23 protein-coding genes are annotated in these 25,563 nt (G+C 72.3%); 4 read left to right on the forward strand and 19 right to left on the reverse strand.

Annotated elements, in window-relative coordinates; all coding sequences use genetic code 11:
* Nucleotides 1-766: 766 nt before the first annotated feature.
* Entirely contained in the window at nucleotides 767-1,336 is a 570-nt protein-coding gene (locus tag M1203_RS12150; RefSeq protein WP_249949635.1) for a GNAT family N-acetyltransferase, read from the forward strand.
* Between the two features lie 57 nt (nucleotides 1,337-1,393).
* On the opposite strand, the gene M1203_RS12155 is transcribed toward M1203_RS12150, so the two are convergent.
* The 11 genes from M1203_RS12155 to M1203_RS12205 all read right to left on the reverse strand — a co-directional run bounded on the left by M1203_RS12155 (nucleotide 1,394) and on the right by M1203_RS12205 (nucleotide 14,680).
* Nucleotides 1,394-3,148, reverse strand: coding sequence for an ABC transporter ATP-binding protein (locus M1203_RS12155; protein WP_249950018.1), 1,755 nt, complete (start codon nucleotides 3,146-3,148; stop codon nucleotides 1,394-1,396).
* Nucleotides 3,149-3,324: 176 nt separating this feature from the next.
* Nucleotides 3,325-5,067 (reverse strand): ABC transporter ATP-binding protein/permease, encoded by a 1,743-nt coding sequence (locus tag M1203_RS12160; RefSeq protein ID WP_249949636.1) that lies wholly within the window; start codon nucleotides 5,065-5,067, stop codon nucleotides 3,325-3,327.
* Nucleotides 5,064-6,530 carry a nitroreductase gene (locus M1203_RS12165; protein WP_249949637.1) on the reverse strand — a complete coding sequence of 489 codons (1,467 nt, stop codon included), beginning with the start codon at nucleotides 6,528-6,530 and terminating at the stop codon, nucleotides 5,064-5,066. The genes M1203_RS12160 and M1203_RS12165 overlap by 4 nt, the downstream gene beginning before the upstream one ends.
* A gap of 12 nt (nucleotides 6,531-6,542) precedes the next feature.
* The gene (locus M1203_RS12170) at nucleotides 6,543-7,910 is read right to left on the reverse strand and encodes a YcaO-like family protein (protein ID WP_249949638.1); all 1,368 of its coding nucleotides are present in this window, start codon (nucleotides 7,908-7,910) and stop codon (nucleotides 6,543-6,545) included.
* Nucleotides 7,911-7,924: 14 nt separating this feature from the next.
* Nucleotides 7,925-9,475 carry a CocE/NonD family hydrolase gene (locus M1203_RS12175; protein WP_249949639.1) on the reverse strand — a complete coding sequence of 517 codons (1,551 nt, stop codon included), beginning with the start codon at nucleotides 9,473-9,475 and terminating at the stop codon, nucleotides 7,925-7,927.
* Nucleotides 9,472-10,347 (reverse strand): hypothetical protein, encoded by an 876-nt coding sequence (locus M1203_RS12180; protein ID WP_249949640.1) that lies wholly within the window; start codon nucleotides 10,345-10,347, stop codon nucleotides 9,472-9,474. The genes M1203_RS12175 and M1203_RS12180 overlap by 4 nt, the downstream gene beginning before the upstream one ends.
* 117 nt (nucleotides 10,348-10,464) lie before the next feature.
* Nucleotides 10,465-10,599, reverse strand: a complete 135-nt coding sequence (gene amiA, locus M1203_RS12185; protein WP_249949641.1) for a streptamidine family RiPP — start codon at nucleotides 10,597-10,599, stop codon at nucleotides 10,465-10,467.
* 64 nt (nucleotides 10,600-10,663) lie between these two features.
* Nucleotides 10,664-11,500 (reverse strand): ABC transporter ATP-binding protein, encoded by an 837-nt coding sequence (locus tag M1203_RS12190; RefSeq protein ID WP_249949642.1) that lies wholly within the window; start codon nucleotides 11,498-11,500, stop codon nucleotides 10,664-10,666.
* A 68-nt stretch (nucleotides 11,501-11,568) separates the two neighbouring features.
* Nucleotides 11,569-12,624, reverse strand: coding sequence for an iron ABC transporter permease (locus M1203_RS12195; RefSeq protein WP_249949643.1), 1,056 nt, complete (start codon nucleotides 12,622-12,624; stop codon nucleotides 11,569-11,571).
* Nucleotides 12,621-13,697, reverse strand: a complete 1,077-nt coding sequence (locus tag M1203_RS12200) for an iron ABC transporter permease (protein WP_249949644.1) — start codon at nucleotides 13,695-13,697, stop codon at nucleotides 12,621-12,623. Before M1203_RS12200 ends, M1203_RS12195 begins: the two co-directional genes overlap by 4 nt.
* Nucleotides 13,694-14,680, reverse strand: coding sequence for an ABC transporter substrate-binding protein (locus M1203_RS12205; RefSeq protein WP_249949645.1), 987 nt, complete (start codon nucleotides 14,678-14,680; stop codon nucleotides 13,694-13,696). The genes M1203_RS12200 and M1203_RS12205 overlap by 4 nt, the downstream gene beginning before the upstream one ends.
* Nucleotides 14,681-14,878: 198 nt before the next feature.
* Here M1203_RS12205 and M1203_RS12210 point away from each other — a divergent pair, with 198 nt between their 5' ends.
* Nucleotides 14,879-16,132, forward strand: a complete 1,254-nt coding sequence (locus tag M1203_RS12210; protein WP_249949646.1) for a hypothetical protein — start codon at nucleotides 14,879-14,881, stop codon at nucleotides 16,130-16,132.
* A 95-nt stretch (nucleotides 16,133-16,227) separates the two neighbouring features.
* Here the strand turns inward: M1203_RS12210 and M1203_RS12215 are convergent, their stop codons facing one another.
* The 4 genes from M1203_RS12215 to M1203_RS12230 all read right to left on the reverse strand — a co-directional run bounded on the left by M1203_RS12215 (nucleotide 16,228) and on the right by M1203_RS12230 (nucleotide 20,714).
* The gene (locus M1203_RS12215) at nucleotides 16,228-16,827 is read right to left on the reverse strand and encodes a TetR-like C-terminal domain-containing protein (protein WP_249949647.1); all 600 of its coding nucleotides are present in this window, start codon (nucleotides 16,825-16,827) and stop codon (nucleotides 16,228-16,230) included.
* A complete protein-coding gene (locus M1203_RS12220) occupies nucleotides 16,814-17,650 on the reverse strand; it encodes an alpha/beta fold hydrolase (protein WP_249949648.1) in 837 nt (278 codons plus the stop codon). Before M1203_RS12220 ends, M1203_RS12215 begins: the two co-directional genes overlap by 14 nt.
* Nucleotides 17,651-17,778: 128 nt before the next feature.
* Nucleotides 17,779-18,591, reverse strand: a complete 813-nt coding sequence (locus tag M1203_RS12225) for an MIP/aquaporin family protein (protein ID WP_249949649.1) — start codon at nucleotides 18,589-18,591, stop codon at nucleotides 17,779-17,781.
* Between the two features lie 23 nt (nucleotides 18,592-18,614).
* Nucleotides 18,615-20,714, reverse strand: a complete 2,100-nt coding sequence (locus M1203_RS12230; RefSeq protein WP_249949650.1) for a SpoIIE family protein phosphatase — start codon at nucleotides 20,712-20,714, stop codon at nucleotides 18,615-18,617.
* 360 nt (nucleotides 20,715-21,074) lie between these two features.
* Between M1203_RS12230 and M1203_RS12235 the strand changes: the two genes are divergently transcribed.
* On the forward strand, nucleotides 21,075-21,869 hold the full coding sequence (locus tag M1203_RS12235; RefSeq protein WP_249949651.1) for an SDR family NAD(P)-dependent oxidoreductase: 795 nt from the start codon (nucleotides 21,075-21,077) through the stop codon (nucleotides 21,867-21,869).
* A gap of 128 nt (nucleotides 21,870-21,997) precedes the next feature.
* Here the strand turns inward: M1203_RS12235 and M1203_RS12240 are convergent, their stop codons facing one another.
* Complete coding sequence (locus M1203_RS12240) at nucleotides 21,998-22,600, reverse strand: TetR/AcrR family transcriptional regulator (protein WP_249949652.1); 603 nt, start codon at nucleotides 22,598-22,600, stop codon at nucleotides 21,998-22,000.
* A 162-nt stretch (nucleotides 22,601-22,762) separates the two neighbouring features.
* Between M1203_RS12240 and M1203_RS12245 the strand changes: the two genes are divergently transcribed.
* Nucleotides 22,763-23,290 carry an NUDIX hydrolase gene (locus tag M1203_RS12245; protein WP_249949653.1) on the forward strand — a complete coding sequence of 176 codons (528 nt, stop codon included), beginning with the start codon at nucleotides 22,763-22,765 and terminating at the stop codon, nucleotides 23,288-23,290.
* 169 nt (nucleotides 23,291-23,459) lie between these two features.
* Here M1203_RS12245 and M1203_RS12255 read toward each other — a convergent pair whose 3' ends face one another.
* The 3 genes from M1203_RS12255 to M1203_RS12265 all read right to left on the reverse strand — a co-directional run bounded on the left by M1203_RS12255 (nucleotide 23,460) and on the right by M1203_RS12265 (nucleotide 25,501).
* Complete coding sequence (locus M1203_RS12255) at nucleotides 23,460-23,870, reverse strand: VOC family protein (RefSeq protein WP_249949654.1); 411 nt, start codon at nucleotides 23,868-23,870, stop codon at nucleotides 23,460-23,462.
* A 73-nt stretch (nucleotides 23,871-23,943) separates the two neighbouring features.
* Nucleotides 23,944-24,390: a cyanase gene (gene cynS, locus M1203_RS12260; protein WP_249949655.1), complete on the reverse strand. Its 447-nt coding sequence runs from the start codon at nucleotides 24,388-24,390 to the stop codon at nucleotides 23,944-23,946.
* A gap of 133 nt (nucleotides 24,391-24,523) precedes the next feature.
* Nucleotides 24,524-25,501, reverse strand: coding sequence for a YafY family protein (locus tag M1203_RS12265; protein WP_249949656.1), 978 nt, complete (start codon nucleotides 25,499-25,501; stop codon nucleotides 24,524-24,526).
* Nucleotides 25,502-25,563: the final 62 nt, after the last annotated feature.

The raw sequence follows: 25,563 nt of genomic DNA on the forward strand, positions 1-25,563 counted from the left end.
GCATGGAACCCGCCACCTTACGACGCGAATGCGCCGAAGCATATGCCAACGCGAATCGCCGAACCTCCGTCACCTGGCATTGCTCCGCGTCGTCCGTGTCCGCGACACATGAGAATTTCACGTTCGACACACCGCACACCGTGTCCGATTTATGGGCGTCCATGAACACGTCGTGCCCGTTTGACCACCCTCGCGCTCCGTTTGCTGCCCGCTTTGGGTCCGTTCCCGCTCGCCTCGGTTCATCTCACACGTCCGGCACACCCGAATGGGCCCACGACCCAACAGCCGCGACACCCCCGCAGACGTCGCGGACCCGTACAGGCCCCCGGCGCGCCAGGTCCGGCGGCGGTAGGGAATCCGGAAGGTTACGCGCCCACGCACGCTCGTTACGTCGTCGTCACCCACTCCGAGGCGACGCACGCCGCCGCGGCGGGCGTCGATGGCTGATACGACCCGACCATGACGCCCTTCCGGCGGCCGCGAGGCGGACTTTCCCGCCCCCACACGGCGAAGGAACGGCTGAACACAACGAAGGGATGACGGGGGGCCAGGACCATGGCGACGTGCGCGCGGCGCCTCCATCGGGCCATGGACGCCATCCTGCGGCGCCCGTTTGTTCACCGGATCGTCGTAGAAGCACGGCGGCTTCGGCGGCCCGCGAAGATCGATCTCCGAGAGGAGTTCAGGCATGTCGACCCGCTCCCGGCCCTCTCGACGGGTTCTTACGCAACCGGCCTCGACCTCAAAACCTGTGAGGATCACGACCGTGACCTACACCATCCGTGCATACACCCGCGCCGACGAGGGCTCCTGGCTCCGCTGCCGGGTGCTCTCCTTCCTGAACACCGCCTACTACGACGACGTCGATCGCGCCAAGCCCGCCATCCCGGTTCCCGGCCTCGAACTGGTAGCAGTCGATCGGACGGACACCGTGGTGGGGATCATGGACACCATGGTCGTGGACACGCTGGCCACCATCGACACCGTCGCCGTCCACCCCGATCACCAGCATCGCGGACTCGGCCGTGCGCTCCTCCGCGAAACGCGCTCCCGGATCGGCGACGTGGGGGTGACCACGCTCGACGCGTGGACCCGAGACGACCCGGACACCCTGCGCTGGTACCGGGCGATGGGTTTCGAGGAAAGTGACCACTACCTCCACGTCTTCGCGCATGCCTACACCGCCGCGGACGAGCCTGACCGCGTCGTCCTCGAACCGCGGCCCCGTCTGCGGCTGATGGCCGCGTTCCTGCACGCGGAACTCGCGGACGAGACCCAACTACGAAGCGAATTCAGCCGGGTTCACGTCTGCCGCCGGTTCTCCATGACTCCCTGAAGGGTGGGACAGCGGCGGCAGGCCCAGGAGAGCTGCGGCCGGGAGCTGTCCGCGTATCTACGGCGCGGGCTTCGAGGCGACCACCGACCCGTGAGCCGGATCGCGGGTGAACAGGCGCGTGAACGCACCGCCTGACAGGGTCAGTTCGTCCCACGTTCCCTCCTCCACGATCCGCCCTTCCTCAAGCACCGCGACACGGTCGGCCCTGCGGACGGTGGCGGGGCGGTGCGCGATCACGAGGGTCGTGCGGCCGGCGGAGACCCGGGCGAGGGCCCCGGCGAGTTCCGCGTCGCCCCGGTGGTCGAGATGTGCCGTGGTCTCGTCGAGGACCAGCACCCGGGGGTCGCTCAACAGCGCTCTGGCCAGGGCCACCCGGGCCCGTTGTCCGCCTGACAGGGTGGCCCCCCGTTCGCCGACCGCCGTGCCGAGCCCTTCGGGGAGGGCGTCGACGATGGAATCGATGCCGCAGACACGGATCACGGTGCGCAACCGCTCCGGGGTGGCGTCGGGGGCTCCAAGACGCAGATTCTCGGCGAGCGTGCCGTGGAAGAGCGGAGCCTCCTGTCCGACGACGGCGATCGCGGCACGCAGGTCACGTTCGGGCAGATCCCTCAGGTCGGCGGGTTCGGCATCGGCTTCCGGCACCAACTCGACGTACCCCTTCTCGGGATCCCAGTAGCGAGCGAGCAGGTGTGCGCAGGTCGTCTTGCCCGCGCCCGACGCTCCGACGAGGGCCACGGTCTCCCCCGGCCGAACCGTCAGGTCCAGGCCGTCCAGAACGGGCTCGGCGCCGTACCCGAACCGGACGCCGCGCAGCCGTATCCCGAGCGGGCCGGCCGGCAGCGGGCGGGCAGTCGCCGGTTCCGGCGCGCCCGCCGGTACCTGGAGCACCGCACGGACCCGAACGGCCGCGGCACGCAGGCTGCCCGCCTGGCCCAGTGACGCCGCGGAGTCGGCGACCGGTGCCAGGGCCCCCAGGGCCAGGGCCATCGCGGCCGGGGCCCAGGCCCCGCCGAGCCGGCCCGCGGCGACCACGTGCGCCGTCGCGGCGACCACCCCGATCAGCGCGCCGACGATCAGCAGATCGCGGATGGCCCCCGCGCCGGCTTCCCAGGACTGCTCGGCACGCTGTTCCCGGGCCAGCCGGCGACCGTAGGACCGCAGCCGGGCCCGGTTGCGGTCCAGGGCTCCGGCCATCAACAGTTCGCGCAGGCCGTCGACGGTCTCGACGCTCTCCGCGGAGAGTTCGGCCAGCGCCGCTCGGGTGCGGGCCCCCCGCGCGGCACGGCCGCGTCCGTCCAGGACGGGCGCCCAGACGAGCAGCAGCGCGACGGGCAGTACGGCGGCGAGCAGCCAGGGTTCGAGAGTGCCGAGCACCGCTGCGGCCGAGCCGAACACCACTGCGGAGGCGAGGAGTTGGGCGATGGCGTGGGCGTAGAAGAACTCCAGCGCCTCCACGTCCCCGAGCGCGGTCGCGGCAAGGTCGCCGCTGCGGCGGCCCGCGATCCGGGCGGGCGCGCTGCGGGCCAGCCCGTCGAAGATCCGTACCCGCAGTTCGGCGAGGACCCGGTAGGCGAGGTCGTGCGAGAGGTCCATCTCCCGCCAGGTGGACACTCCTCTGACCAGGACGAGCACGATGAGTGCGGTGACCGTGGCGGCGGACGGCGGGCGGTGCTCGATCACCGCCGTACCCACGGCGTACGCGCCGAGGGTGACCAGAGCGGCCAGCGCCGCCTGGTCGATCAGGGCGGCCAGGCAGGTACGCGCCACCATCGCACGGTGCGCGCCGAGAACGGGCAGCAGGGAGCGCAGGGCACCCGACCGCTCTTCCCCGTGCCCGGCCGGGACTTCGCGAGGTTGGTCCGGGACTTCGCGGGGTTCGTCCGGGACTTCGCGGGGTTCGTCCGGGACTTCGCGGGGTTCGTCCGGGACTTCGTGAGATTCGTCAGGGACTTCGCGGGGTTCGTCCGGTCGCTGCTCGGTCGGCTTCACGCGGCCTGTTCCTCCGGAGCGGTGCTGTTGCCCGCGGCGACGAGCGAGGCGTACACGCCACCGCCCGCCAGCAGGCTCTGGTGATCGCCGACCGCTTCGACGCGACCGGCGTCGAGGACGACGATGTGGTCGGCGTGGCGTACGGCGTCGAGCCGGTGGGCGACGACCAGGCAGGTGCGACCGCGGCTCGCCGCCGGCAGTTCCCGCACGATCCGGGCCTCGCCGCGTTCGTCCACCGCGCTGGTCGCCTCGTCCAGGACCAGGACCGGTGCGTCGGCGAGCAACGCCCGTGCGAGCGCGAGCCGTTGGCGCTGGCCGCCGGAGAGCGTGGCACCGCGCTCGCCCACGAGAGTGGCGTAACCGTCGGGCAGGCGGGCGATCTCGTCGTGGATGCCCGCCGTGCGTGCCGCTTCGCGCAGTTCGGCGTCCGTCGCCGAGGGCCGGGCCAGGCGCAGGTTGTCCGCGATCGTGCTGTGGAACAGATACGTCTCCTGTGCCACCACCGCGACGCCCCGGCGCAGTGAGTCGAGCGCGTACGCGGTGGTGTCCATCCCGCCGACGGTGATCCGGCCGCTGTCGGGGTCACGGTGACGCAGCAGCAGGCTCAGGAGAGTCGATTTTCCGGCTCCGGAGGGCCCCACGATGGCCGTGGTGCGCCCGGCGGCGGCGGTGAAGGTGACCGCGCTCAGGGCGGGCAGCTCCGCCCCGGGGTGGGTGAAGCTCACATCCTGGAAGCTGACTTCGGGGGCCCGGTCCCACTCCGCGGCAGCCGTGCCGCGGTCGGCCACCCCGCCCTCGGCGGTGCGCAGCGCGGCGATGCCGTCGGCCGCGGAGACCCCGAGATAGCCCGCGTGCCATTCGCGGGAGAGATCACGGACCGGGCGGAAGCACTCCGATGCCAGCATCAGCAGGAGGTACGTTCCGACGTCGGTGGTGCGCCCGGTGGTCGCGGAGGCGCACGCGACCAGGACCGCCGCCGCGGTTCCGCCCTGGACCGCCAGGTCGGTGAGACCGGTGTCGACCAGCGAGACGCGCAGCTTGGCCACGGTGGCGCGGTGCAGCGCCGCCGAACGCCGCTCCAGCCGTTCCCGGGTGCGGCCGACGGCTCCGGTGGCACGCAGCGTCGCCATGCCCTGCGACGCTTCCAGGTAGTCGGCCGCCAGAGCCTCGTAGGTGTCCCAGTGTTCCTTGCCGCGACGCGCCAGGAGCCGGTCCCACGCGCGCGGCCCGAACAGCGCGAGCAGCAGGGCGGGCCCCAGGGCCAGAACGGCGCTCGGCTCCACCCGGGCGACGAAGGCGAGCAGCAGGAGTGGCACGGTGCAGGTGATGAGCAACTGCGGAAGGTAGCGCGACACATAGGCGTCCACGCCCTCGACGCCGTCGACGACGGTCGCCCGGACCGCTCCCGCCCGGGCGCCGGTGAACGCGGTCGGCCCCAGTTGTCCGAGGCGTTTCAGCAGGTCGTCGCGGAGCCGGACCCGGACGTTCGCTCCCGCCTTCACCGCTGTCAGTCGTTGTGTCCTGCCCAGCGCGGCGCGCGCCAGGACGACGGCGAACACCGCCCCGAGCAGCGAAGGGAGTCCGCTCAGATCGCCCCGGGCGATCCGGGAGAGCACGACGGCGAGCAGTACGGCCTGTGCGAGGTGGGTGAGCGTGACCACGACGAGCAGGGCGGTCGCGCCCGCCAGTGGCCGGGCCGCGCCGCGCGCGGCCCGCAGAAGTTCCGGGTGGAGCATCATGGGCGTTCTTCCTCGCGGGGCGGAGTGGTCGGGGCGGGCGGGCCGCCGAGGGCGAGACCGTGCACGATCCAGTCGCGTCCGGGGGCCTCGCCGAGCGCGGCGCCGAGGTCGGCCTGTTGCCAGGAGCCGATGGGCCGTGACGGGAGTCCCTCCGCCGCGGCGTGGGCGTGCGCCATTCCGGCGGCGTATCCGGCGGCGAGGTGGTCGAGTCCGACCCTGGCGGCGGGGGCGTCGGAGGGGCAGCCGTGGGCCAGCAGTACGGCGCCCGCCTCGGCGATCCAGCCCTGCCCGGCGGCCCAGTGGGCGAGGGTGGGCCGTGCCTCTCCGGTCGCCAGAACGCGCAGGACCGGCGCGGCTCGCACGGCCGACGCGGCTCGCACAGCAAGTCCCGGGCGCATGGCGGGCGGTGCGGCCAGGGTGAGCAGCCCGGGGGTGGGGCCGCCGACGGCCGCACTCCACGTCGGTCCATCCGGCCACGCGTCGACCGCCGTGGTGAGGATCCGGGCCAGCAGTTCCTCGGAAGGCGGCTGTGTGAGATCCGCCGGGTCGGCGCTCCGGCGCTGCGGCAGCACGCTGTCCGTGACGGGCGCGGGGCGCCTGGCGGTGTGCCAGGAGGCCCCGGTCCGCTCACCGGCGCCGAGGATCTCCAGCAGATACCGGGTCTCGGCGAGTGCGACAGGCGGCATGACGTCCGCACCGGGCCGGGCGGCGGGAACGTCCGCGAGCGGGAGCCGGGCCCAGAGCGACAGCGGGTCGTCCAAGTGGCCGGCCTCTCGGGGGGTGAGGCGGACGGCGGCGAGTGGCTGTTCCGGTTCGGTGCCGGGCCAGAGGGTCTTCCAGTCACCCGCGCGCGGAAGCCCGGCCGCTGCGGAGAGGGTGGCACCGTCCGCGTCCAGGCAGACCGTCGGAGCTGTCCCTTCCGCTGCCAGGACCAGTGCGGCGGCGGCATGGCCGGCGTCCAGTAGGAGCAGGGGCCAGGCCCGGTGACCGTAGTGGGTGACGGTGGTCCCGGCGGTGACCGTGAGTACGGCGATCGCTCCCGGCGGCGCGTCGGCCGGGGCCGGGCCGCGGCGATGGACCCGGTGGGCGTGCGGCGCGTAGGCATACCGTCCGGGCGGCAGCGAGCAGCCCGCACCGAGCAGCAGATGGAGCCGGACCGGGTGCAGGGCGCCCGCCGAGGGTACGGGGCGACGCCAGCCCGCCCCGCCGCCCGGCACCGCGAGCGACAGCCGCAGCAGCCGGTCCAGGTCCACCCGTTCGCCGCCCGGGGACATCTGTCCGGGGCCGCCGTACTGCCCGGGGCCACCCGGCTCGCCCGGCCGCCCGAGGGGGAACGACTCACCGGCCCAGGGGAAGGAGCGGTACGGCGTGAGGGCCGCACGGGCGGGCACGTGGGCGGATCTGGCGTGGGCGAGGGCATGCCTCAGCGCCTGGTCGGCGGCGGATACGGGAGTGCGAGTCATGAACGGGTGCCTTCACATGTGTGGTGGCGGGGCGAGCGTGAAGTCCGCGGGCGCGGCCGGTGGTCGGGCCCGCCACCCTCGGCCGAGCGCGGCCTCGGCGAAGCGCGGGCTGCCGAAGTAGCCGAAGGCGGCCGGGGCGTTGGGGATCAGACCGGAAACCAGGACGCGGGCCACGCGCAGCGAGGTCTCGGCGATGTCCTCGGTGGTCAGGTCGACGGTGATCACACGGTGTCCGCCGGCGGCGAGGGCGGCGTCCAGCGCCTCCCGGCTGCCGTGGGCGACCTCGGTGACGGGGACGGTGCCGAGGGCGGGTTCGGTGAAGCGGCGCGCCAGAGGGGCCATCCGGTCGTCCAGCCAGACCTGCACATGGGCGCCGAGGTCGCGTACGGCGGCGAACCGCGGTCCGCAGTCGTCGAGATAGCGCCGGTCGGCCCGGTGGTCGAGGTAGAGACCGCGGGCGAGCATGCCGGCCTCCACGGCCTGGAACACCCAGCCGTCGGCGTCCACCGCGCCCTGGGTGAACACCCAGGTGTGCACGGCCTCCAGGACCGCCTTGCGGGCCGCTTCGGCCGGGTCGTAGCGGCAGGCGAATCCGGCCGCGTGGATGCCCCGCCGGGGATCACGCACCAGCGCCGCCGCGCAGGGGGCGAACTCGGAGGGCATCTCCACGATGTGGACCTCCAGGTCCGCGCCCGCCAGATCCTTGGTGAGGCCGGGCACGGTCGCCGGGTCGATGCCACGGGTGGGGCCGTCGAGATGCCACCACAGCTCCAGGGCGTCACGCTCCACGACTTCGAGGAGACCGCGCTCGACGGCGTCGTCGAACCCCTGCCCGGTGGCTATCCCCGCGTAGTTGAGGTGATGGGTGCGCGGGAGCGAACGCAGCTCGCCCTGACGCCAGTTGAGGTGGGTCAGCGCCACCGGCGCCCAGCACTCCCGCCGGTCCTCCGTACCCGGTGTCCACAGCGCGGGGGTTTCCGGCCGGAGTTCGGCGTACGGGAATCCCTGGCGTTCGTACTGCCAGGAGGCGTACGAGGGCAGTTCTCCCGGCCCGTACAGTCGCAGCCCCTCGGCCGCCAGTTGGTCGGCGGTGGCCCGCCGGGGCGCGTTCGGATGGCCCGGCGGCGGGAGGCGATTGCCGCAGTAGCGCTCGACGGCCTCGGCGATGGCGGCGATCCGCGCGCCGTCGGGGTCGCCGAACGTGGTGCCGAGCGAGACCCGGTCGGCCGGCCAGGCGCCGAGACGGCGGGCGTCCGCGACATTGGCGGTCATGGCGATGTAGCGGGGCGGTGCGCCGTCCGGGTGCTCAACGGGTGCCACATCACGGATCAGCCCGCAGACGGGATCGACAAGGGCCTCGATCGGCAGAACGGTGTTCATCGGCAGAACGCTGCTCAACGGCATATCTCCGGTACGGGCTCGACGTAGCGACGTCGGGCGGTGACGGGCAGGACGAGGGCGCCGCCCCCGGTCAGTACGGTCCTGCGGGACGGTGCGAGCCGGGTGGCCGTCACCGGGTTCTCGCCGGTGTGCGGGTTGCGCGCGTGGGCGGGGAAGTGGTGTCCGGCGATCTCGACCCGGAGTCTGGTTCCGGCGTCGAGCCGGCGGCCCAGGGTGCCGAGCGGCACGGTGATGTCCGCGGTCCCGCCCGGCGGGTCGGTGCGCCGGACGATGCCGAAGGCGAGTGGTTCCGCGCGGCCGGACGGGTCGAGAGCGGTGACCCGGACCGCCCAGTCGGCGCACGGCCCGTCGGTGACGCCTCTGACTCGTGCCTCCGCGTGCCCGGCCAGATCGAGCGGGCGCGGCAGCGGGGGCGAGAGCAGCACACAGCGGTCGGCGCCGTCGCCGTCCACCGGGACCATGAGATCGTCGGAGCGCACGGGCCGGGCCGGGTCGGCCGTGAACTCCGCGCCGTGCAGCAGCCGCAGGCCCGTGGGGGTACCGAAGGCCCAGACCGTGGGCCGGGTGGATACCGCGTCCCCGATCCCACTCGGTGCCGTACGCCCGCCCGGTGCGCGGTACCAGCGGCCGCTGTCACCAAGGGCGATGACGCCGTGCCGGGTGTGCTCAAGCCTGCCCGCGAGGGCCGCCTTCGCCCACCGTACGTACAGCGCGCCGAGGTTGATCCGGCCGGGTGCGGCCGGTGCCGCCCCGGCGGTGAGACGGTGGCCCCACGGTCCGAGCAGCAGTCGGGACGGGCCGCCCCAGCCTCGCCACAGCGCCAGGGTGTCCTCGGCGAACGGGTCGCGGGTGCCGCCGACCGCGAGGAGCGGCAGCCGGGCGGCCGACCCGTCCAGGACCAGCCTTCCGCGCCGGCGGTCGTCCCATATCCGGGGCCATGAGGGGAGTTCACGCTCCAGCCGGTCGCCCAATCCGACGACCGGGAGGTGTTCCAGCAGCTGGGGATCCCTGGCCAGGGCCGTCCCCAGCGCTTCGGGGTCGGAGTCGGGCCGGTCGCCGTGCGCCGCCCACCATCCGGCCCGGGCCCGGAGCCGCTCGGGTCCGGTGGCCTCGCGAGCCGTCTCGGCGAGGCCGAGGGCGGGCACGGCGGCGATCACGGCGTCCGGCGTAGCGTCACCGTCGCCGTCATGGGCCACGGCGGTGACGAGCGCGCAGTAGGCGGCGTACGACGCTCCCGCGGCGACCACCCGGCCGTCGCTCCACGGATGGCCGCGCACCCAGGACAGGGTCGCCGCGCCGTCCTCGTCCTCATGGTTCCCGTACGGATGCCACTCCCCTTCCGAACCGTGCCGGCCCCGTACGTCCTGGGCAACGGCGGCGAAGCCGTGGGCCGCCCAGCCGCGCAGCTCGGCGCGGTGGGCGGTACGGCCGTAGGGGGTCCTGATCACTACGGTGGGGTGGGGCCCGGAGGATCGCGGCAGGCACAGGTCGGTGGCCAGCCGGACGCCGTCCGGCGCGATGACGTGGTGAGTCCGGGCGGTCATGGCCGGCTGCCCACCGGCTTGGCGGAGGCGGGCAACGGGGCGACCGCGGGCACGGGCAGGACGGGATGGTCGGTGACCGTCAGATCCCTCAGGTCCACCCGCCGCAGTCTGCGGCGAACGGGCAGTGCGGCGGACCTGTACCGCTCTCCGGCCGCCCAGGCGACCAGGTCGGCGGTGAGCAGTGAGGCGATGAGCGCGGCGGACGCCTCGGTGGGGCGCGGGCCGGTGTCGGGGGTGCGGTGGCCGGCCCAGTAGGCGGCGAGTTCGCGGTGGGCGGGGGTCGCGGCGAGCCTGCGCAGACGTATGTGGGCGGAGGTGATGTCCCCGGGGGCCGAGGCGATCGGTTCGATCCATGTGTGGGCGCCCTCGCGGTGGCAGCGCAGCCAGCCGACGCGCACCGCGGGCAGCCGGTCGGCCTCGTCCCACAGCCCTTCGGGAACGGGCGAGTCGAGGCACCAGACCACCGCGGTCGGGACGTCGGGCGCGTGTCCCTCCACGAGTTCGGATACCTGTGCCGGTTCCGCCGTGCGGAGATCGGCGCCCTCGGCGGCGGCGAAGCGTGCGAGCGGCGCGGTGAGGCTTGTGTCGCCCAGGAGGAGCACCGTGTGTCCGCGCAGTGGACCCGGCCGGGGGTCCGCGGTCGCCGGAACGGCGTAGCCGGCCTCCTCGAACGCCTCGACGAGCGGGGCGAGTTCGTCGTTCGTCTCCGTACCTTTCCCGCCCGCTCCCGTGACCAGCCGGTGGGTCAGTGCCTCGCCGTCGGCACGGCCGGTGTCGATGCGCAGGAACTCCCCGTCCGCGGTGCGGAGTGCCAGTCCTTCACCTGGGACGTTGACGATCCCGGTGCCGGGAGCGAGTCGACTGGGGGGCACGGAAACCTCCGGGTGTGGGTCGTTGTCAGGGCCAGGAACGGGACGGGCCCGCCCGTATCACAGCCGGGCGGGCCCGTCGCGCGTTCTCGCTACCTGCTGTTGTCAGCAGGAGGCGTGCTACTTCTCAGCCGCGGTGTCGGCCTCGACGGCGTCGTCGAAGGGGTTCTCGACGAGGGCGTTCGAGTGGGTGGCGGAGAGGTGGGCGAGCTGGCCCTGGTCGGCGATCGGGCTGAACACCTTGTCGCGCTCCATGAGTTGATGCCTCCATTTGATTCGTGTTGATGGTCGCGGCTGTCGTCCGGCCGCACCACAGACACTAATGAATATGATTTTCATTCTGCAATGGTTTTCGATGTTCGACAGGGTGATCTGGGTAACAGACCGGCCAGCCGCCCTCGGCATCCCGGTCCACCCGGCCCTGGACACCCAGCACTTCGGCCAGCAGTCCCGGTGTGACCACCTCGTGCGGCGTGCCGTCGGCGGCCACCCGGCCGTCGCACAACGCCACGATCCGCTCCGCGAAGCGGGCCGCGTGGTTGAGGTCATGAAGCACCATCACCACCGTCAAGCCACGCTGCTCGCGCAGCCGCACCACCGTTTGAAGCACGTCCAGCTGGTGCCTCAGGTCCAGATAGGTGGTCGGCTCGTCGAGGAGGAGCACCCGGGTGTCCTGGGCCAACGCCATGGCCAGCCGCACGCGTTGGCGCTCGCCCCCGGACAGCGCGTCCACCCGACGGTCCGCCCACTCCGTGACACCGACATCCGCGAGCGCCCGGGCACTCACCTCGTCGTCCCCGTTCCGGAGCATGCCGAGCGGCCCCCGGGCGGCGTACCGCCCCTGCCGCACCAACTGGCGTACGGTCAGCCCCGGTACGGCCGGGGCGGATTGATGCAGCAGCGCGACCCGGCGGGCGGCAGCCCTTCTGGTCAGCCCGGACACCTCGTCCCCCGCCAGCAGTACACGGCCCCCGCTCGGGGCGAGCAGCCCGGCGGCCAGCTTGAGGAAGGTGCTCTTGCCGCAGCCGTTCAGCCCGATCAGGGCCACCAGCTCCCCTGCTCCGATACGCAGGTCGACGCCGCGCAGGACTTCGCGCCCCGGATACCCGAACCGAAGGCCCTCCGCCCGGACGGCACCGGAATCCCCAGTGATCATGTCGCTTCCTCTCCCGCCCTCTCTCCCACCCGCACCGCGCGCCCCTCGTGGGTCATCGCGTCGGCCGTTCATCGCTCGTCCGTACGTCGGCCGGCCACGATCAACAGCAGCCCCGCGCCGACACAGGTGGTGAGCGCGCCCACCGGGACGGTGAAGCGGTCCGAGTCGAGTGCCTCGGCCAGCGACCGGGACAGCGTCTGCGCGCCGGCGTCGGCCCCGCACACCACGACCGCCCCGAGCAGCCCCGCGCCCGGGAGTGCGATCCGCAGTTCGGCGCCGAAGACGGCCAGCGCCAGATGCGGCACGAGCAGCCCGACGAAACCGAGCGCCCCCACCGCTGACACCGCACCGGCCGTCAGCGCCACCGCGCACACCAGGGCCGCTGCCCGGCCCCGGCCGGTGTCGAGCCCGACCGCCGCGGCCTGTTCGTCGCCGCAGCGCAGCAGTGTCAGCGGTCCGGCGAGCAGCCAGGCCACCGCCGCCCACACCAGGGCCCAGGGCCACAACAGGTGCCAGTGCTGCCACACCCGCCCCTCCGTGGAGCCGACCAGCCACTGGACGACACTGCCCAGTTCGCCGGGCGCCACCAGCAGCACCATGGCGGTGCATCCGGCGAGCACCGCCGAGACGAGTACGCCGTACACCGCGGTCTGCTCCGCATCGCCCCTCTCCCGTCCGGCGAGCAGCCAGAGCAGTCCCGCTCCGGCGAAGCCGCCGAGACACGCCGCCACGACCACTGCCGCCGGGGACTCCCAGCCGGCGAGGCCGAGCCCCGTGGCGGTCACGGCGCCGAGCACCGCGCCCGGGGTGACGCCGGTGACCTCGGGCCCGGCCAGCGGATTGCGCAACGCCGACTGGAGCACCAGCCCGGCCAGTCCGAGACTCGCGCCCGCGACCAGCGCCACCAGCAGCCGGGGCAGCCTGAGCTGGAGCACGATGTGCCGGGCCATCGGGTCGCCGCCGCCGAGCAGGACGTCCCGGGCATCGGCGAGCGAGACGGCACGCCCGGCGACGAGATCGGCGCAGCCGACCACGACGACGAGCAGCGCGAGGGCCGTGATCCTGGCGGGCCCGGTCCGTACCGCGCGGTGGACCGGCGCCGCGACGGTCCCTGGCACACTCATCGTTCCGCCTTCCGTATGAGGGCGGGCGGGGCGTCCCGTACCGGATCGGCCTCCGCCTCGTTTCGCGCGACGGGTTCCGCGCGTACCCCGGTCCGGGAGCGTCGCCACCCCGGCTTCATCAGGGCCACCCCGACGGGCACCCCGACCAGCGCGGTCCACGCGCCCACCGGCGTCTCGACGGGAGCGAGGGCCAGTCGCGCCGGCTGGTCGGCGCAGAGCACCACGACGGCACCGCACGCCGCCGACCAGACGAGACGGCGCGCGGCGTCACCGTCCGGCCGCAGCCGTCCGGCCAGCTGGGGCGCGAGGAAGCCGACCCAGGCCACCGGTCCGCAGACCGCCACGACCGGAGCGATCAGTACGACGGCGATGGCCAGCGCGGCCACCCTGGCGCGTCCGGCCCGTACGCCCAGTGCGCGGGCGTCGTCGTCCCCCAGCCGCAGCACCCCGAGCACCGGCACACACAGCACGAGCGCGGGGAGCGCCACGACGAGCCACGGCCAGAGCCCCGTGACGTCGTCCCAGGTCCGGGCGGACAGACTGCCCAGCAGATAGCGGTAGATGAGCTGGAGGTCGAGCTGGTCGGCGAGCACCATGAGCACCAACAGGCCCGCCTGGAGCGCCGCCGCGACGGCGGCTCCGGTCAGCAACACCGCCGAGGGGCCCCGTCCGAGGCCCGCGGCGACCAGGGTCAGCAGCCCGCCGAGCGCCGCCCCGCCCAGAGCCAGGAACGGCTCCACGGCGAGCGGCACGGACACGGCGAGCACCAGCGGAGCCGCCACCCCGAGCGCGGCGCCCGAGGAGACGCCGAGCATCTCGGGGACGGCGAGCGGGTTGCTCAACGCCTCCTGGAGCACCAGCCCCGCGGCGCCCAGACAGGCCCCGGCGACCATCGCCAGCACCAGCCGCGGCAACCGCAGTTGGCCGACGATGACACCCTCAGGACCGTCTCCTCCCAGCGCCGCCGCGATCCGCGTCGGTGCCACGTACGGCGTTCCCAGACACAGGGCACACACAGCGCTCGCCAGGGCCGCCGTCAGCAGACAGACGAGCGCGACCGGCCGTCGTGTCACCGGAGCGCGGCCGTCGCCTCGTCAAGGACCAGGCCCAGGGAGCGGGTTCCGCGCCCCTTGGCCCACGCCTCGGAGTCGACCTCGATGACCTTGCCGTTCTTGACAGCGGGAATCCGCGACCAGAGCGGGTTCTTGGCGAGCCTGTCGGACAGCTTGCCGTCGGGGGCGCCGAACGAGAGAGTCTCGACGAACAGCACGTCGACGTCGCGGGCGAGGATTTCCTCCAGGCTGTATGTACCGTCCACGCCGCGGCTCTTCCATGGATAGTGGGAGAACTTCGGGAAGAGCCCGGCCGCGACATCGGTCTCCGGGGTCGCGACGCCGAAGTTCTCGTCACTGCCGAAGATGATCAGGGCGGTCTTGTCGCTCTTGTCGTTCTCCACCTCGGCCAGGCGGGTACGGAACGTACGCTCCGCCTTCTCCCCCTGCTCTGTGCGCCCGGTCAGGGCGGCCAGGTTCCGCAGATAGCCGACGCTGTCCTGCCAGGAGCCGGGCTGAACCGGCCAGAAGGTGGTGGCGCCCTTCAGCGCGGGCGCGAGCTTGCCGTGGGTGTCCTCCAGACCGATCACCAGGTCCGGCTCGTACGAGAGGATCGCCTCGACCTCGGGGCTCAGGAAGCCGCCCGGCACAACCGGTATCCTCGCCGCCTTCTCCTTGCCCAGGAACTTCGGATGCGCCGGCAACGCGGAGTTGGTGGCGGCCGGGGTCATGCCCAGTTCCACGAGCATGTCGTCGCAGAGCGCCACCAGGCAGACGACCTTCTCCGGGGGCTTCGCCAGGGAGACGGTGACGCCCTTGGCATCGGTGATTTTGGTCGCCCTCTCGATAGGCCGTACGTCGACGCTCGTGCGTGCGGTGTCACTCTTCTCGGCCTTGCCCGCGGAGTCGTCGCCGCCCGGGGCTCCGGAGCCGCAACCGACAAGCAGGCCTCCCAGTACGGCGGTCGCGACCCATCGACGGGCTCTCAGCAGTGTGCGTGGCATGGGATGGGTTCCTCTGTTCTGTCGTCCCGGGGCAGGGCAGGCGTCTCGGCAGGGGCCCGGCGCTCCCCCTTCGGACCAAGATGCAGTCATGATAATCATTATCAATAACTGATCCACCACTTCCCCGGGTCACCGCCCACACCAGCCGCCCCCGCAGCAACCGCGCCGATCCCGGCCGCCTCGACACAGGAGACCGCCATGCCCCTGCCCCCACGCCTGCTGGTCGCCGACCAAGTAGCAGGCCGAATAACCCTGTTGGACCTTCCCGATGGCACGGAACGAACGGCGATGAGCGGGCGGCACCTCGCCGAGCACGCCGGCTTCCTCGCACTGCGCGGCGACCGGACCGCGTTCGTCGACGACCGGGCCGGTGAGTTGCTCGTCCTCGATCCCTACGGCCCCGACGCGGGACGCCCCTTGCTGGAGACCTCGGTGCCGGTCGCCACACCGGCCGAACACCTGTCGGCCGACCCGACCGGGCGGTACCTCGCCGTCACCACCGGTCTCGGGCGCAACGGGGAGGCGTGGACCGACCTGCTGACGGCCGTCGACCTCGGCGCACCCGGACGCGCCGACGCCGTGCGCGTACGGACACGCACCGGCGAGCCGGGAGTCACCGTCGTCGGCGGCCAGGAGCCGCTTGTTGTGCTGCGCCACCGGGAACCGGGCGAACTGACGGTCCACCGGCACGGCGACCTGATGGCCGCCGCCCCCGCCTGCCCGCCCGCGGAAGCCGTTCAGCGCCTCCCCCTGCCGGACGACGACGGACACGGGGACGCGCTGGATCCGGTCACCGGTCGGCTGTTCGCCGCGGCGGGCTCAGGCGTACACAGCGCCCGGCGGGAAGGCGACCGGCTCGTCGCCGAGCCACCGCTGCCCTGGGAGGCCGACGGCCGGACCGGCGGACGGGGTTTCTATCTGCGGCTCGATCCCGTCCGGCGGACGCTGTGGTCCTGCGTGCGGGGCGGGCCCGCCGATCCCGAGCAGTGGCCGGACTGGACCAACGACGCCTGGTGGCACCACCTCGACACCAAGAGCACCGGCCGGTTGGACCTCGGCCCCGGCCTCGTCTTCCGACTGGCGGTGACCGCCGGCCATATCGCCTACGCCCGCGTCCACCCCGACGGCGACGAACTCGTCCTGCTCGCGGCACCGACCGGACCCGGCAAGCGTCCGTCTGTCACGGCGCGGCTCCCGCTGCCGGAGATGAGCGGGGCCCCTCGTCGCGGCGGCACACCGTGGGACGGTGTCCAGCGCCGGGCGATCGCGGGCTCGCCGGGAGGCCCGCTGGTCGCCGTCTCCCGGGGCGGGCACGGCGAGATCCACCTCTTCGACGCGGAGCGAGCGGCCCAACTGACCACGCTCACCGTCCCGACACCGCTCGACGACGGGGGCCACCTCGCCCTCCTCGTCCCCGGCGACGGAGCCCATATCGACACGGTCGGCCGGTGAAACGTCCCGCACCGCCACGGAGCGGCCCGTTGTGAACCGTCCGGTGACGGCGGGCGATCTGCTCGGGGTACGCGAACGGGCCGGGCGGCGCCGCGTCAGGCGCCGATACGGAAGGCGGTGGCGAGGCCCGAGGTGAACGTGGTGACGAGGTGGTCGTGGGAGGCGTCGACGCTGTCCGGGAGGCCGAAGGCGCCGGCCGTCTCCAGGGCGGCGAAGCCGTGCGCCGCCGCACGCAGGCAGCGGGTGGCATGCACCAGATCGGCATCGGCCAGGCCGTAGCCGCGCAGCGCGGCGAAGATCACCTCCACGACCTCGGCGCCGAGTTCGCTCGCCTGCGGGCCCGCGCCCTGCGGCAGCAGCGCGTAGCGCCCGGGGTGCGCGCGGGCGTAGTCGCGATACGCGTGCAGCACGGCGGCGACCGCGTCGTCGCCGCTGCGCCCCAGCGCCGCGTCCCGCAGTCGCTCCGCCAGCTCCCCGAACACCCGCTTCACCAGCATCAGCCGCAGCTCGGGCAGCCCCTTGACATGCTTGTAGAGGGAGGGCACGGCGACCCCGGTACGGGCGGCGACGGCGGCGAGGGTGAGCGCGGCCGGGCCCTGTTCGTCGACCGTGGCGAGCGCCGCGTCCACCACCGCGGCCGGGCTCAGCCCCGCCCTGACACCGGACTTGCCCGCCCCCGTCCTACTGCGCGGCACCGGCGACCCCTGCCAGGAAGGGCAGCACCGCGTCGGCGGTGGCCCGAGGGTTCTCGGCGGCCGGGTAGTGGCCCGAGCCTTCGACCATCACCACGTCCCCGTCGGTCCGTTCGGCGATCCAGTCCGCCTCGGCGCGCGGGTCCGGCTTGAAGTCCGGGTCCTTGCCGCCCATCACGATCCGCACAGGCGGCCCGCCCGCGGCGAGTTCGCCCAGCCGTCGTTCGCTCGCGCCGTGCCCGCCCGCGGCCATGGCGCGCAGCGCGGCCATCCGCCCCGGTTCGCGCAACTGCCCGAGCAACCGGGCGCGGGCCGCGGCGAAGTCGTCCGGCCTCGCACTGGCGAACAGCGTTCCCCAGAAGGCCGTCCAGGCGCGCGGGAAGCGCCCGACGACGGCGATGGCCAACCGGACCGCGGCGCCCTGCTTCTTCGGGTCGCGTACGAAGGGGCCTGTGAGGACGAGGCCCGCGAAGGCCGATGCCTCGTCGGCCGCCGCGATCACGGCGGCGCCCGCGGAATAGGAGTTGGCCACCACGACGGCCGCCCCGGCGTCCAGGTGCCGGACCAGGGCGCGCAGATCAGCGGCGACCGCGCTGGTGGAGTAGTCGGCGAACGTGGCATCGGACTCGCCGGCGCCGCGCAGGTCGGCGGTGACGACCCGGTAGCCACGCTCGGCGAGGACCGGGGCGAGGAAACGGTAGGTGGAGCGGTTGTCGCCCATCCCGGGCAGGCAGACCACCAGCGGGCCGTCGCCCCGGGTGTCGTCGTAGGCGATCCGGCCGCCGTCGACGGCGAGGAACTGGGTGGCGTGTGCGGTCCCAACCATGATGCGAACCCCCTTGGTTCTGTTCAGTAGCCAATAAGCTAACAACATTAGCCAAGCTCCGCAACAGAGCCCCGTCCAAGCACCTCACCATGACCGCGGCCGGGCTCCCCCTCTGACGGCCCCGGAGGTCATCGCAGCGGTGAGCCGTCCGCGTGCGTGCCGCAGAGCCTGTGGGTCAGAACCGGCTGACGAGCCAGGCGCCTGTGCAACGCGGTGGCCAGGAGGGCGCCGGCCATCGGAGCGAGGAGATAGACCCACAGAAAGCCCAGATGACCCGAGACAAGCGCCGGCCCGAACTGGCGGGCGGGGTTGATACAACCCCCGGTGATCGGCCCGAGCAAGGCGATACCCAGGCCGACGAGAAGGCCGATCACGGCAGGCATCAAGGGAGCCAGTCTCGGCACCGACAGAAACCAGCCGACAAGCAGCACGATGACGGCCATGGAAGCCGCCTCCGCCGGGAAGACGGCCCAGCTCGACCAGCCCGGGGCGGGGCTCAGCGAGGCGTCGCTCACCGGAGGGTTGTCGGTCACCGGGCCCCACACGGCGCGGGCGGCCAGCACGCCGAGCAGCGACCCGGCCAGTTGGGCCAGGATGTACGGCACCACCGACACACCGGGAAAGACCCGGAAGCGCCACATGGTCAGGGTGATCGCGGGGTTGATATGGCCTCCGGAGACCCTGCCGAGCGGACTGACGATCAGCCCGCAGAGAAGCACCCCCACCGCCACACCGACGATGAGCAGTTGCACTTCGAACGACGGGATCGCCGAGGAGATGGGCGAGGGCCCCACCACCCATCGCACGATGGTGGTCACTCCGAACAGCAGGAGCAGGGTCAGAAGGAGTTCCAGGAGGCTGTGCCGGAGAATCACCGACGGTGTGATCGCCCGCGCGGGGTCGGTGGACGCCTGGCTGCGGGAACGGGAAAAGCGGTGCATGGGACTGTTCTCAACCGCCTCGATCAAGTGCCGTCAGTCGAGTGCTTCGCTTTGGTGGACGGCTTCGCTTTGGTGGACGACATGTCTCGTGCCAGAACGCCCGTACGGGCGCGGGTGCGGGCCAGCAGGAGCGCGATGTCGTCGTCGGAGCGCTGCCCGTTCGTCATCCGGTCGGTCACCTCGACACAGAGGTCCTCCAGCGTGGTCCGCGGGAGGGTGAGGGCGGCCCGCAGCCGGTCCAGCCCGCGGTCGATGCTCTCCTCGCGCGTTTCGACCAGCCCGTCGGTGTACAGCGCGATCACACTGCCCTCGGCCACGTCCACCTCGACCGACTCGTAGCACCCCAGTCCGACGCCGAGGGGCGCCCCGGTCGGCACGTCGGCGAACTCGACACCGCCCCCGGGCGAGACGAGCGCCGGCGGCAGATGCCCCGCGCTCGCCATGGTGCACCGCCGGGATGCCGGGTCGTACACCGCGTATACGCAGGTGGCCCCCACACTGGTCGTGATCAGTCCGTCGTCGAGCTGGTCGCGCTCCAGTTCGTCGACGAGTTCGTCCAGACGCGCGAGCAACACATCGGGCGACAACTCCAGATTGGTGAGCGTGTGGACCGCGGTACGGATGCGCCCCATGGTCGCCGCCGCGTGGATGCCGTGGCCGACGACATCGCCGACCACCAGCCCGACGCGGTCACCGGAGAGCGGGAACACGTCGTACCAGTCGCCGCCGACACCACTGCGGGGGTCCGCCGGCAGATAGCGCGACGCCACCTCGACCGCGACACCGCCGCGCAGCCTGTGGGGCAGCAGATCACGTTGCAGGGCGAGGGCGGCCGTGTGCTCGCGGCGGTAGCGTGAGGCGTGGTCGAGGCTGACCGCCGTGCGCGCCGCCAGGTCCTGTGCCAGGGCCAGGTCGGCTCTGGCGAACGGCACCGGGTTCGTCGTGCGCACGAAGACCGCTACGCCGAGCAGCGTCCCGCAGACCCGCAGGGGAACGACCATCAACGAGTGCATCCCCGTCGCGTGGATCACCCGGGCCCGATCGGGGTCCTTGTCGAGCCAGCCTCCGGGGGATGTGTCGAGGAGCGGTTCGAAGTGGGGCGCGCCGGACAGCAGGACGGCCGTGAAGGGGGACTGCGGGGGGACATAGACCGGTTCGCCGCGCGGCCACAGGGATTCGGGCAGATCGGGGCGGACGGAGGCGGCTGCCGCTCGGTAGAACGCGGGGATCCGGGTGTCGGTCGCTTCGAGGCGGTCAAGGGGCTCGTCGTCAGGGGTGAAGGTGTCGGCCAGGTCGACGGTGACGTAGTCCGCGACGGCGGGCACCGCGGCGTCCGCCATCTCCTGGGCGGTGGTCATGACGTCCAGCGTGGTGCCGATCCTCGTACCCGCCTCAAGGAGCAGATTCCGCCGCTGCCACACCGCCGTCTCGCTGACGTCCACGGCGATCAGGCACACGCCCGGCGCCCGGCTGTCCGGGGCGTCGAGGCGGAGGAGCGAGAGCGACAGCACTCTCTCCCCGCGCCCGGTCGCGTCGGGCACCACCCATTCGAGATTGCTCGACGGTGACGCCCCGTCAAGGACTCGGCGCAGAGCGATCTCCAGCGATTCGGGGCGGCCCGGGACGAACAGTTCCTCGACCCGGCGCCCGAGGTGAGGCCCGTCGACCAGGAGGCCCATGCCGTCGACCGCGCCGTTCTTCCAGTAGCAACGCAGTTCCCTGTCCCAGACGATCACGCCCTGCGGAGCGTGCCCGTACAGGGTGCGCAGCATCGCCGGGTCCGGCCAGGCCCCGGACGGCTGGACGGGACCGGCCTCCCAGACCTGCCAGTCGCCCCCCGATTCCCCGACGGGCAGTGGGGAGACGCGGAGGTGGACCTTGCCGCCGCTGCCGCTGCCGCTGCCGCCGTCATGTCGCCTGAGCTCGACCGGCCCCGACCACTCCGCGGAGGCCCCTGGGGTACCGGGAGGCACCGGTACGTCCGCACCGGAGAGCAATCCGCCGACGGGCCTTCTCAGTGCCTCTTCGGCGGGAGTGCCCCACAGGCGTTCGGCGGCCTCGGTCCAGAGCGCCACGGTCCCATCGGGCCTGACCACGGCCACCAGCTCGGTCCGATCAGTCACCTTCCGCACTTCCTCGGTCCCCTCTGGTCATCGCTCGACGCCGCGCCTCCGGCGTCGGCTTCTGTCCGTGCGCGCCCCCGGTCTCCGCCCACCCTCACTCACGTGACATCGGCAAAACCACTGAAAGGGTCGAACATGCCACTTTTCACTCCAAAGGTAAATCAAATTTGTTCAATGCCTTTAATAACCCCTTATCGGAAGGCGCTCCCGACTGCTCGGGCCACCTGCGAACCGACCGCTTTCTGGACTTGCTAGTCCATTTTTGTCGACCTACGGTCTGCACTGTCCGGCGGAGACCCGGTCCGCCCCGACGGCGCTCCCCGCCCCAGGCGTCTCATCCCCATGAAAGGAATCAGAACAATGGATCTTCAACTCGTCGGCAAGCGGGCCCTGGTCACCGGATCGAGCAGTGGCCTCGGCGAGGCGATCGCCCGGCGCCTGGCCGCCGAAGGCGCCGCTGTCGTGGTGCATGGGCGGGACCGGGCACGGACCGAGGCGGTGGCCAAGTCCATCCGCGAGGACGGTGGTGTCGCCGGTATCGCCATCGGCGACCTCGCCACGGATACCGGCGCCGAGGAAGTCCGGGCCGCGGCCGTCGAGGACGGGCCCATCGACATTCTCGTCAACAACGTCGGCGTCTACCATCCGGCGGCGCGGTGGGGCGACACCCCGCCCGACGCCTGGGCCGAGGTCTACAACGTCAACGTCATCTCCAGCGTGCGTATGGTCCAGCGCCTTCTGCCGGGTATGCGCGAGCGCGGCTGGGGACGGGTGATCCAGATCAGCAGCGTCACCGGCCACCGTCCGTCGGCGAACCAGCCGCACTACGCCGCCACCAACGCCGCCCGGAACAACCTCGCCGCCTCACTCGCCCGCGAGCTCAAGCACTCCGGTGTCACCTCCAACGCTGTCGCGGCGGGAGGCATTCTCACCCCCGCCACACAGGACTTCCTGGTCGGAATGGGCAGGGCCCAGGGCTGGGGAGAGACATGGGCGGAGATCGAACCGAAGACGGTGGCGCTCGCCCCCAACGATGTCGGCCGTATCGCCGGGCCCGACGAGTACGCCAACCTGGTCGCCTTCCTGGCCGCCCCGGCGGCCGGCTACCTCAACGGCACGACCCTGCACATCGACGGCGGGGCCTACGACGTGTGACCCGGACGCGGGACGCCGCCCCGCCGACGGACCGTCAGGGCCACGCGGCGCTCGGCGAACCACGCGGCCGCTCCGCACACCACCGGGTAACCCGACGGCCCGCGGGGCGGCCGTGCCGAGCGGCGGCCTCAGCCCTCTCCGGCCGCGCGCATATGTCCGATACCGTTGTCCAGCGCCGCTCGCAGATGCGTCGACCGGCCGGTCGACAGCATGATCGATACGCCACCCTGGATGCCCGCGAGCAGCGCCGCGGCACTCTCGTCGACGTCGAACGACGCCGGCAGTCGTCCGGCGTCCCGCATCGCCCTGATGCCCACAGCCAGATACTCCTGCCACTGGCGCAGCAGCTCCACCACGATGGCCCGCGCGCCCGGCGTCGAGCGCCCGACCTGCATGGTCAGTGAGCCCAGCGGGCAGTGGTCCCCCTGCTCCTCATAGCGCTTCACGACCACCTCCCGCCACTGCTCCCAGGCATCCCAGGAGTCCAGGCACCCCAGGTACGGCATCTGATCGTCCAGTACCCGGTCCGCCTCGAAGCGCGCGACCGCGAGCAGCAACTGATCCTTGCCCTCGGGGAAGTAGTGGAACAACTGGCTCTTGCTGGTACCGGTGCGCGCTCGCACATCGTCCAGCGTCGTGTACGTGGCCCCCTTCTCCCGCAGCACCTCGGCAGCGCCCGCAATGATCCGAGCCCTGGTGGCCTGCCCTTTCGCCGTCAGCACACCGCTCATCGCACCTCCCAGATTGGACTCCTCAGTCCATTATGCGCCCGCACCCTGCGGTTGTGCGGTGCGTATCGCCATCGAAAACCATGACGCCACGTCGGAGCCAAGCGCCCGAGATCTCTCCTCGAAGACGGGAACCCGGCCGGCCAGGTCTGGGATCGTGGGCTCGTGGACGAAGACGAACTGGTCGAGCGTGTTGACGAACAGGACCGGGTACTGGCGGTGGTGGGACGGAGCGAGGCTGTCCGCCGTGGCTGGTTGCATCGGATCGCGGCGACGGTGTGCCGGGACGGCGAGGGGCGGATCCTTGTGCATCGTCGGTCCGAGCACGTCCCACGGTTCCCGGGACACTACGAAGCGATGGTCGGCGGAGCCGTCACCGCCGGCGAGACGTACGAGGAGGCCGCGGGCCGGGAATTGGCCGAGGAACTGAGAGTCCGGACACCCGTCCGTTTCGTCGTGAAGTTCCTCAACCGGAGCGGCCTCAGCCCGCACTGGCTCGGCATTCACGAGGCCGTCGTACTCACCCCTCCGGATCCGGATCCGGACGAGGTGATGTGGCACGGCTGGCTGCCGGAGACCGAGCTCCACCCGTTCATGCTCCAGCACCCGTTCACACCGGACAGCCTGGAAGCGCTCAGTCGCTACCGCGTCGCCGTACGGCGGCCTGCCGGGCGAATCCGTCCGAGTCGGTGAGGGGACCGGCGGTGCCGCCAAGGGCGATGCGGTGCGAGACGGTGCCGTCGACGGGGCCGGTGCCGTCGGCGCGGACGCCGAGGCCCCCTGGCCGGGCCCCGGCGCTTGTACAACGCCGGCTTGACGGTCGAGATGCCGACCCGCACGGCCGCACCGATACCCGCACGGCTCAGCGAAGCTCCTGGATGCGGACCAGGTTGCCCGCGGGGTCGCGGACGGCGCAGTCGCGGATGCCGTACGGCTGCTCGGTCGGCTCCTGTACGACCTCGGCATCACCGGCCTGCACCCGCGCGAACGTGGCGTCGAGATCCCTGGTGGCCAGCAGGATCCAGCCATAGGTGCCCTTGGCCATCATCTCGGCGATGGTGCGGCGCTCGTCCTCGGTGATTCCCGGGTCGGCGGCCGGCGGCGCCAGAAGGATGGACGTGTCGGGCTGACCGGCCGGGCCGACCGTGATCCAGCGCATCCTGCCCTGCCCGACATCGCTGCGGACCTCGAAGCCGAGAACGTCGCGGTAGAAGGCGAGCGACGCGTCCGGGTCGTCGTGCGGGAGCGAACTCGTGTGAATGCTGATGTCCATGTGGGGCAGGTTAAGGCGGCCCCGTGAACCGCGCTTCTCGGCTCCTGACAGCGGAGGCCCGCATTCCGGCTGTTCACTCCCACTGGTAAGGCAGATACTTCCCGTCAAGTGTGATGACGACCCGATCGCCCGCCGGGTCGGGAACACGCCGGACGTCGAGCCGGAAGTTGATCGCGCTCATGATGCCGTCGCCGCACTGTTCGTGGATCAGCTCCTTGATCGTGGGCCCGTAGACCTGCACGACCTCATAGAGCCGGTAGATCGTGGGATCCACGGGGACGGCCGCGTCCAGGGCGCCCCGGGTCGGCTGGAGTTGGAAAGCAAGGGCGGCGTCCTCGCCGAGTTCGAGCAGTGCCGCCGCCGTGGCCGCCTCTTCCTCGCCCATCGGGTGCTGGCCGAGCAGGGCCGCGGTGGTCCAGGCAAGCGGCCTGCCGACCGCTTCCGCCAGTTGGGCCCAGGTGACCCCGGTCTTCACCTTGGCCTGGCGTACGGCTTCGGCGGCTTCCCGCTTACTGAGCATGTGCATCTCCCTTGACGACGGTGGTCCTGGTCGCACGTCACACCAGAGTAGGAGAACGCTCACCGCCGCCACCTGTCAGCGACCGACGCGGGACCGGGGCCCTCACGGCCACCACGGGGAACGGATCCCCGGATCAGCCGGATCCGTAGGCTCTGGCGAGTACGCCTACCGTGTCGGCCATGGCTCGGCGCAGTTCGGGTGGCGCGACGACCTCGACGTCGACACCGAGCCGCAGCAGCTCACCGCACGCGTGCTCGGTGCTCTCGGTCGGGATGACCGCCTCGACCCATCCGTCGTCGCCCACGGCGCTCGCGGTGGTGTCGACTGCCCGCACCACCTCCGGGGAGACGTTGTCGGGCAGTCGCCGGCGTCCCCGTGGGGACAGGCGAATGGTGGCAGTGCCGGTGTAGCGGCGTGCCTGGAAGTCATCGAGGTACGAGGTCCAGTACGCGCCCAGGTCGAAGTCCCCCGGTCGGCTGAACCGCTCGTCGCTCGGCACCGCGTCGAGGACTTGAGTCACGCGATAGGTCGCGATCCGGTTCCTCGCGGCGGCCACGAGGTACCAGATACCGGACTTGAGCACCAGGCCGTAGGGCCGAAGCCGGCGACGCACCTCTTGCGGCGCGCGCCAGCGGCGGTAGTGCACGTCCACCTCACGTTGGCTGAGCACCGCGTCGACGAACACGGGCAGATACGGGGTCGGCTCGGGCTCCCGGTACCAGCCCGGAGCGTCCAGGTGGAACACCGCCGCGGTCCGCACCGCCTCCTCGCGCAGTCCCGTCGGGAGCGCGGCCAGCAGCTTCAGCCGTGCTGCCGTCATCTCCGCCTCCAGCCCCAGGTCCGCGGCGGGCCCCGGCAGCCCGGCGAAGAACAGGGCCCGCGCCTCGCCCTCGCTCATCCCCGTCAGCCGGGTGCGATAGCCGTCGACCAGCTGATAACCGCCTCCGCGACCCGGCTCCGCGTAGACCGGGACCCCGGCGGCCTGGAGACGCGCCATGTCACGGTAGGCGGTCCGCACGGACACGCCCAGCTCGTCGGCGAGCTCTCGCGCGGACACACGGCCCCGGGATTGCAGCAGAAGCAGCACCGACAGCAATCGACTGGCAGACATGGGCATCCTCCCCGGAAACCCTGACACTACCTGTCACACGGCTCCCCTACCGTTGGCCCCCG

This window comes from Streptomyces sp. 35G-GA-8 (assembly GCF_023534745.1).
Classification (GTDB): domain Bacteria; phylum Actinomycetota; class Actinomycetes; order Streptomycetales; family Streptomycetaceae; genus Streptomyces.

Coding starts and splice junctions, on each gene's coding strand:
- M1203_RS12160 (WP_249949636.1), bottom strand. CDS start 5,067: ATGATGCTCCACCCGGAACTTCTGCGGGCCGCGCGCGGCGCGGCCCGG.
- M1203_RS12165 (WP_249949637.1), bottom strand. CDS start 6,530: ATGACTCGCACTCCCGTATCCGCCGCCGACCAGGCGCTGAGGCATGCC.
- M1203_RS12170 (WP_249949638.1), bottom strand. CDS start 7,910: ATGAACACCGTTCTGCCGATCGAGGCCCTTGTCGATCCCGTCTGCGGG.
- M1203_RS12175 (WP_249949639.1), bottom strand. CDS start 9,475: ATGACCGCCCGGACTCACCACGTCATCGCGCCGGACGGCGTCCGGCTG.
- amiA (WP_249949641.1), bottom strand. CDS start 10,599: ATGGAGCGCGACAAGGTGTTCAGCCCGATCGCCGACCAGGGCCAGCTC.
- M1203_RS12190 (WP_249949642.1), bottom strand. CDS start 11,500: ATGATCACTGGGGATTCCGGTGCCGTCCGGGCGGAGGGCCTTCGGTTC.
- M1203_RS12195 (WP_249949643.1), bottom strand. CDS start 12,624: ATGAGTGTGCCAGGGACCGTCGCGGCGCCGGTCCACCGCGCGGTACGG.
- M1203_RS12205 (WP_249949645.1), bottom strand. CDS start 14,680: ATGCCACGCACACTGCTGAGAGCCCGTCGATGGGTCGCGACCGCCGTA.
- M1203_RS12210 (WP_249949646.1), top strand. CDS start 14,879: ATGCCCCTGCCCCCACGCCTGCTGGTCGCCGACCAAGTAGCAGGCCGA.
- M1203_RS12220 (WP_249949648.1), bottom strand. CDS start 17,650: ATGGTTGGGACCGCACACGCCACCCAGTTCCTCGCCGTCGACGGCGGC.
- M1203_RS12225 (WP_249949649.1), bottom strand. CDS start 18,591: ATGCACCGCTTTTCCCGTTCCCGCAGCCAGGCGTCCACCGACCCCGCG.
- M1203_RS12235 (WP_249949651.1), top strand. CDS start 21,075: ATGGATCTTCAACTCGTCGGCAAGCGGGCCCTGGTCACCGGATCGAGC.
- M1203_RS12240 (WP_249949652.1), bottom strand. CDS start 22,600: ATGAGCGGTGTGCTGACGGCGAAAGGGCAGGCCACCAGGGCTCGGATC.
- M1203_RS12255 (WP_249949654.1), bottom strand. CDS start 23,870: ATGGACATCAGCATTCACACGAGTTCGCTCCCGCACGACGACCCGGAC.
- cynS (WP_249949655.1), bottom strand. CDS start 24,390: ATGCTCAGTAAGCGGGAAGCCGCCGAAGCCGTACGCCAGGCCAAGGTG.
- M1203_RS12265 (WP_249949656.1), bottom strand. CDS start 25,501: ATGTCTGCCAGTCGATTGCTGTCGGTGCTGCTTCTGCTGCAATCCCGG.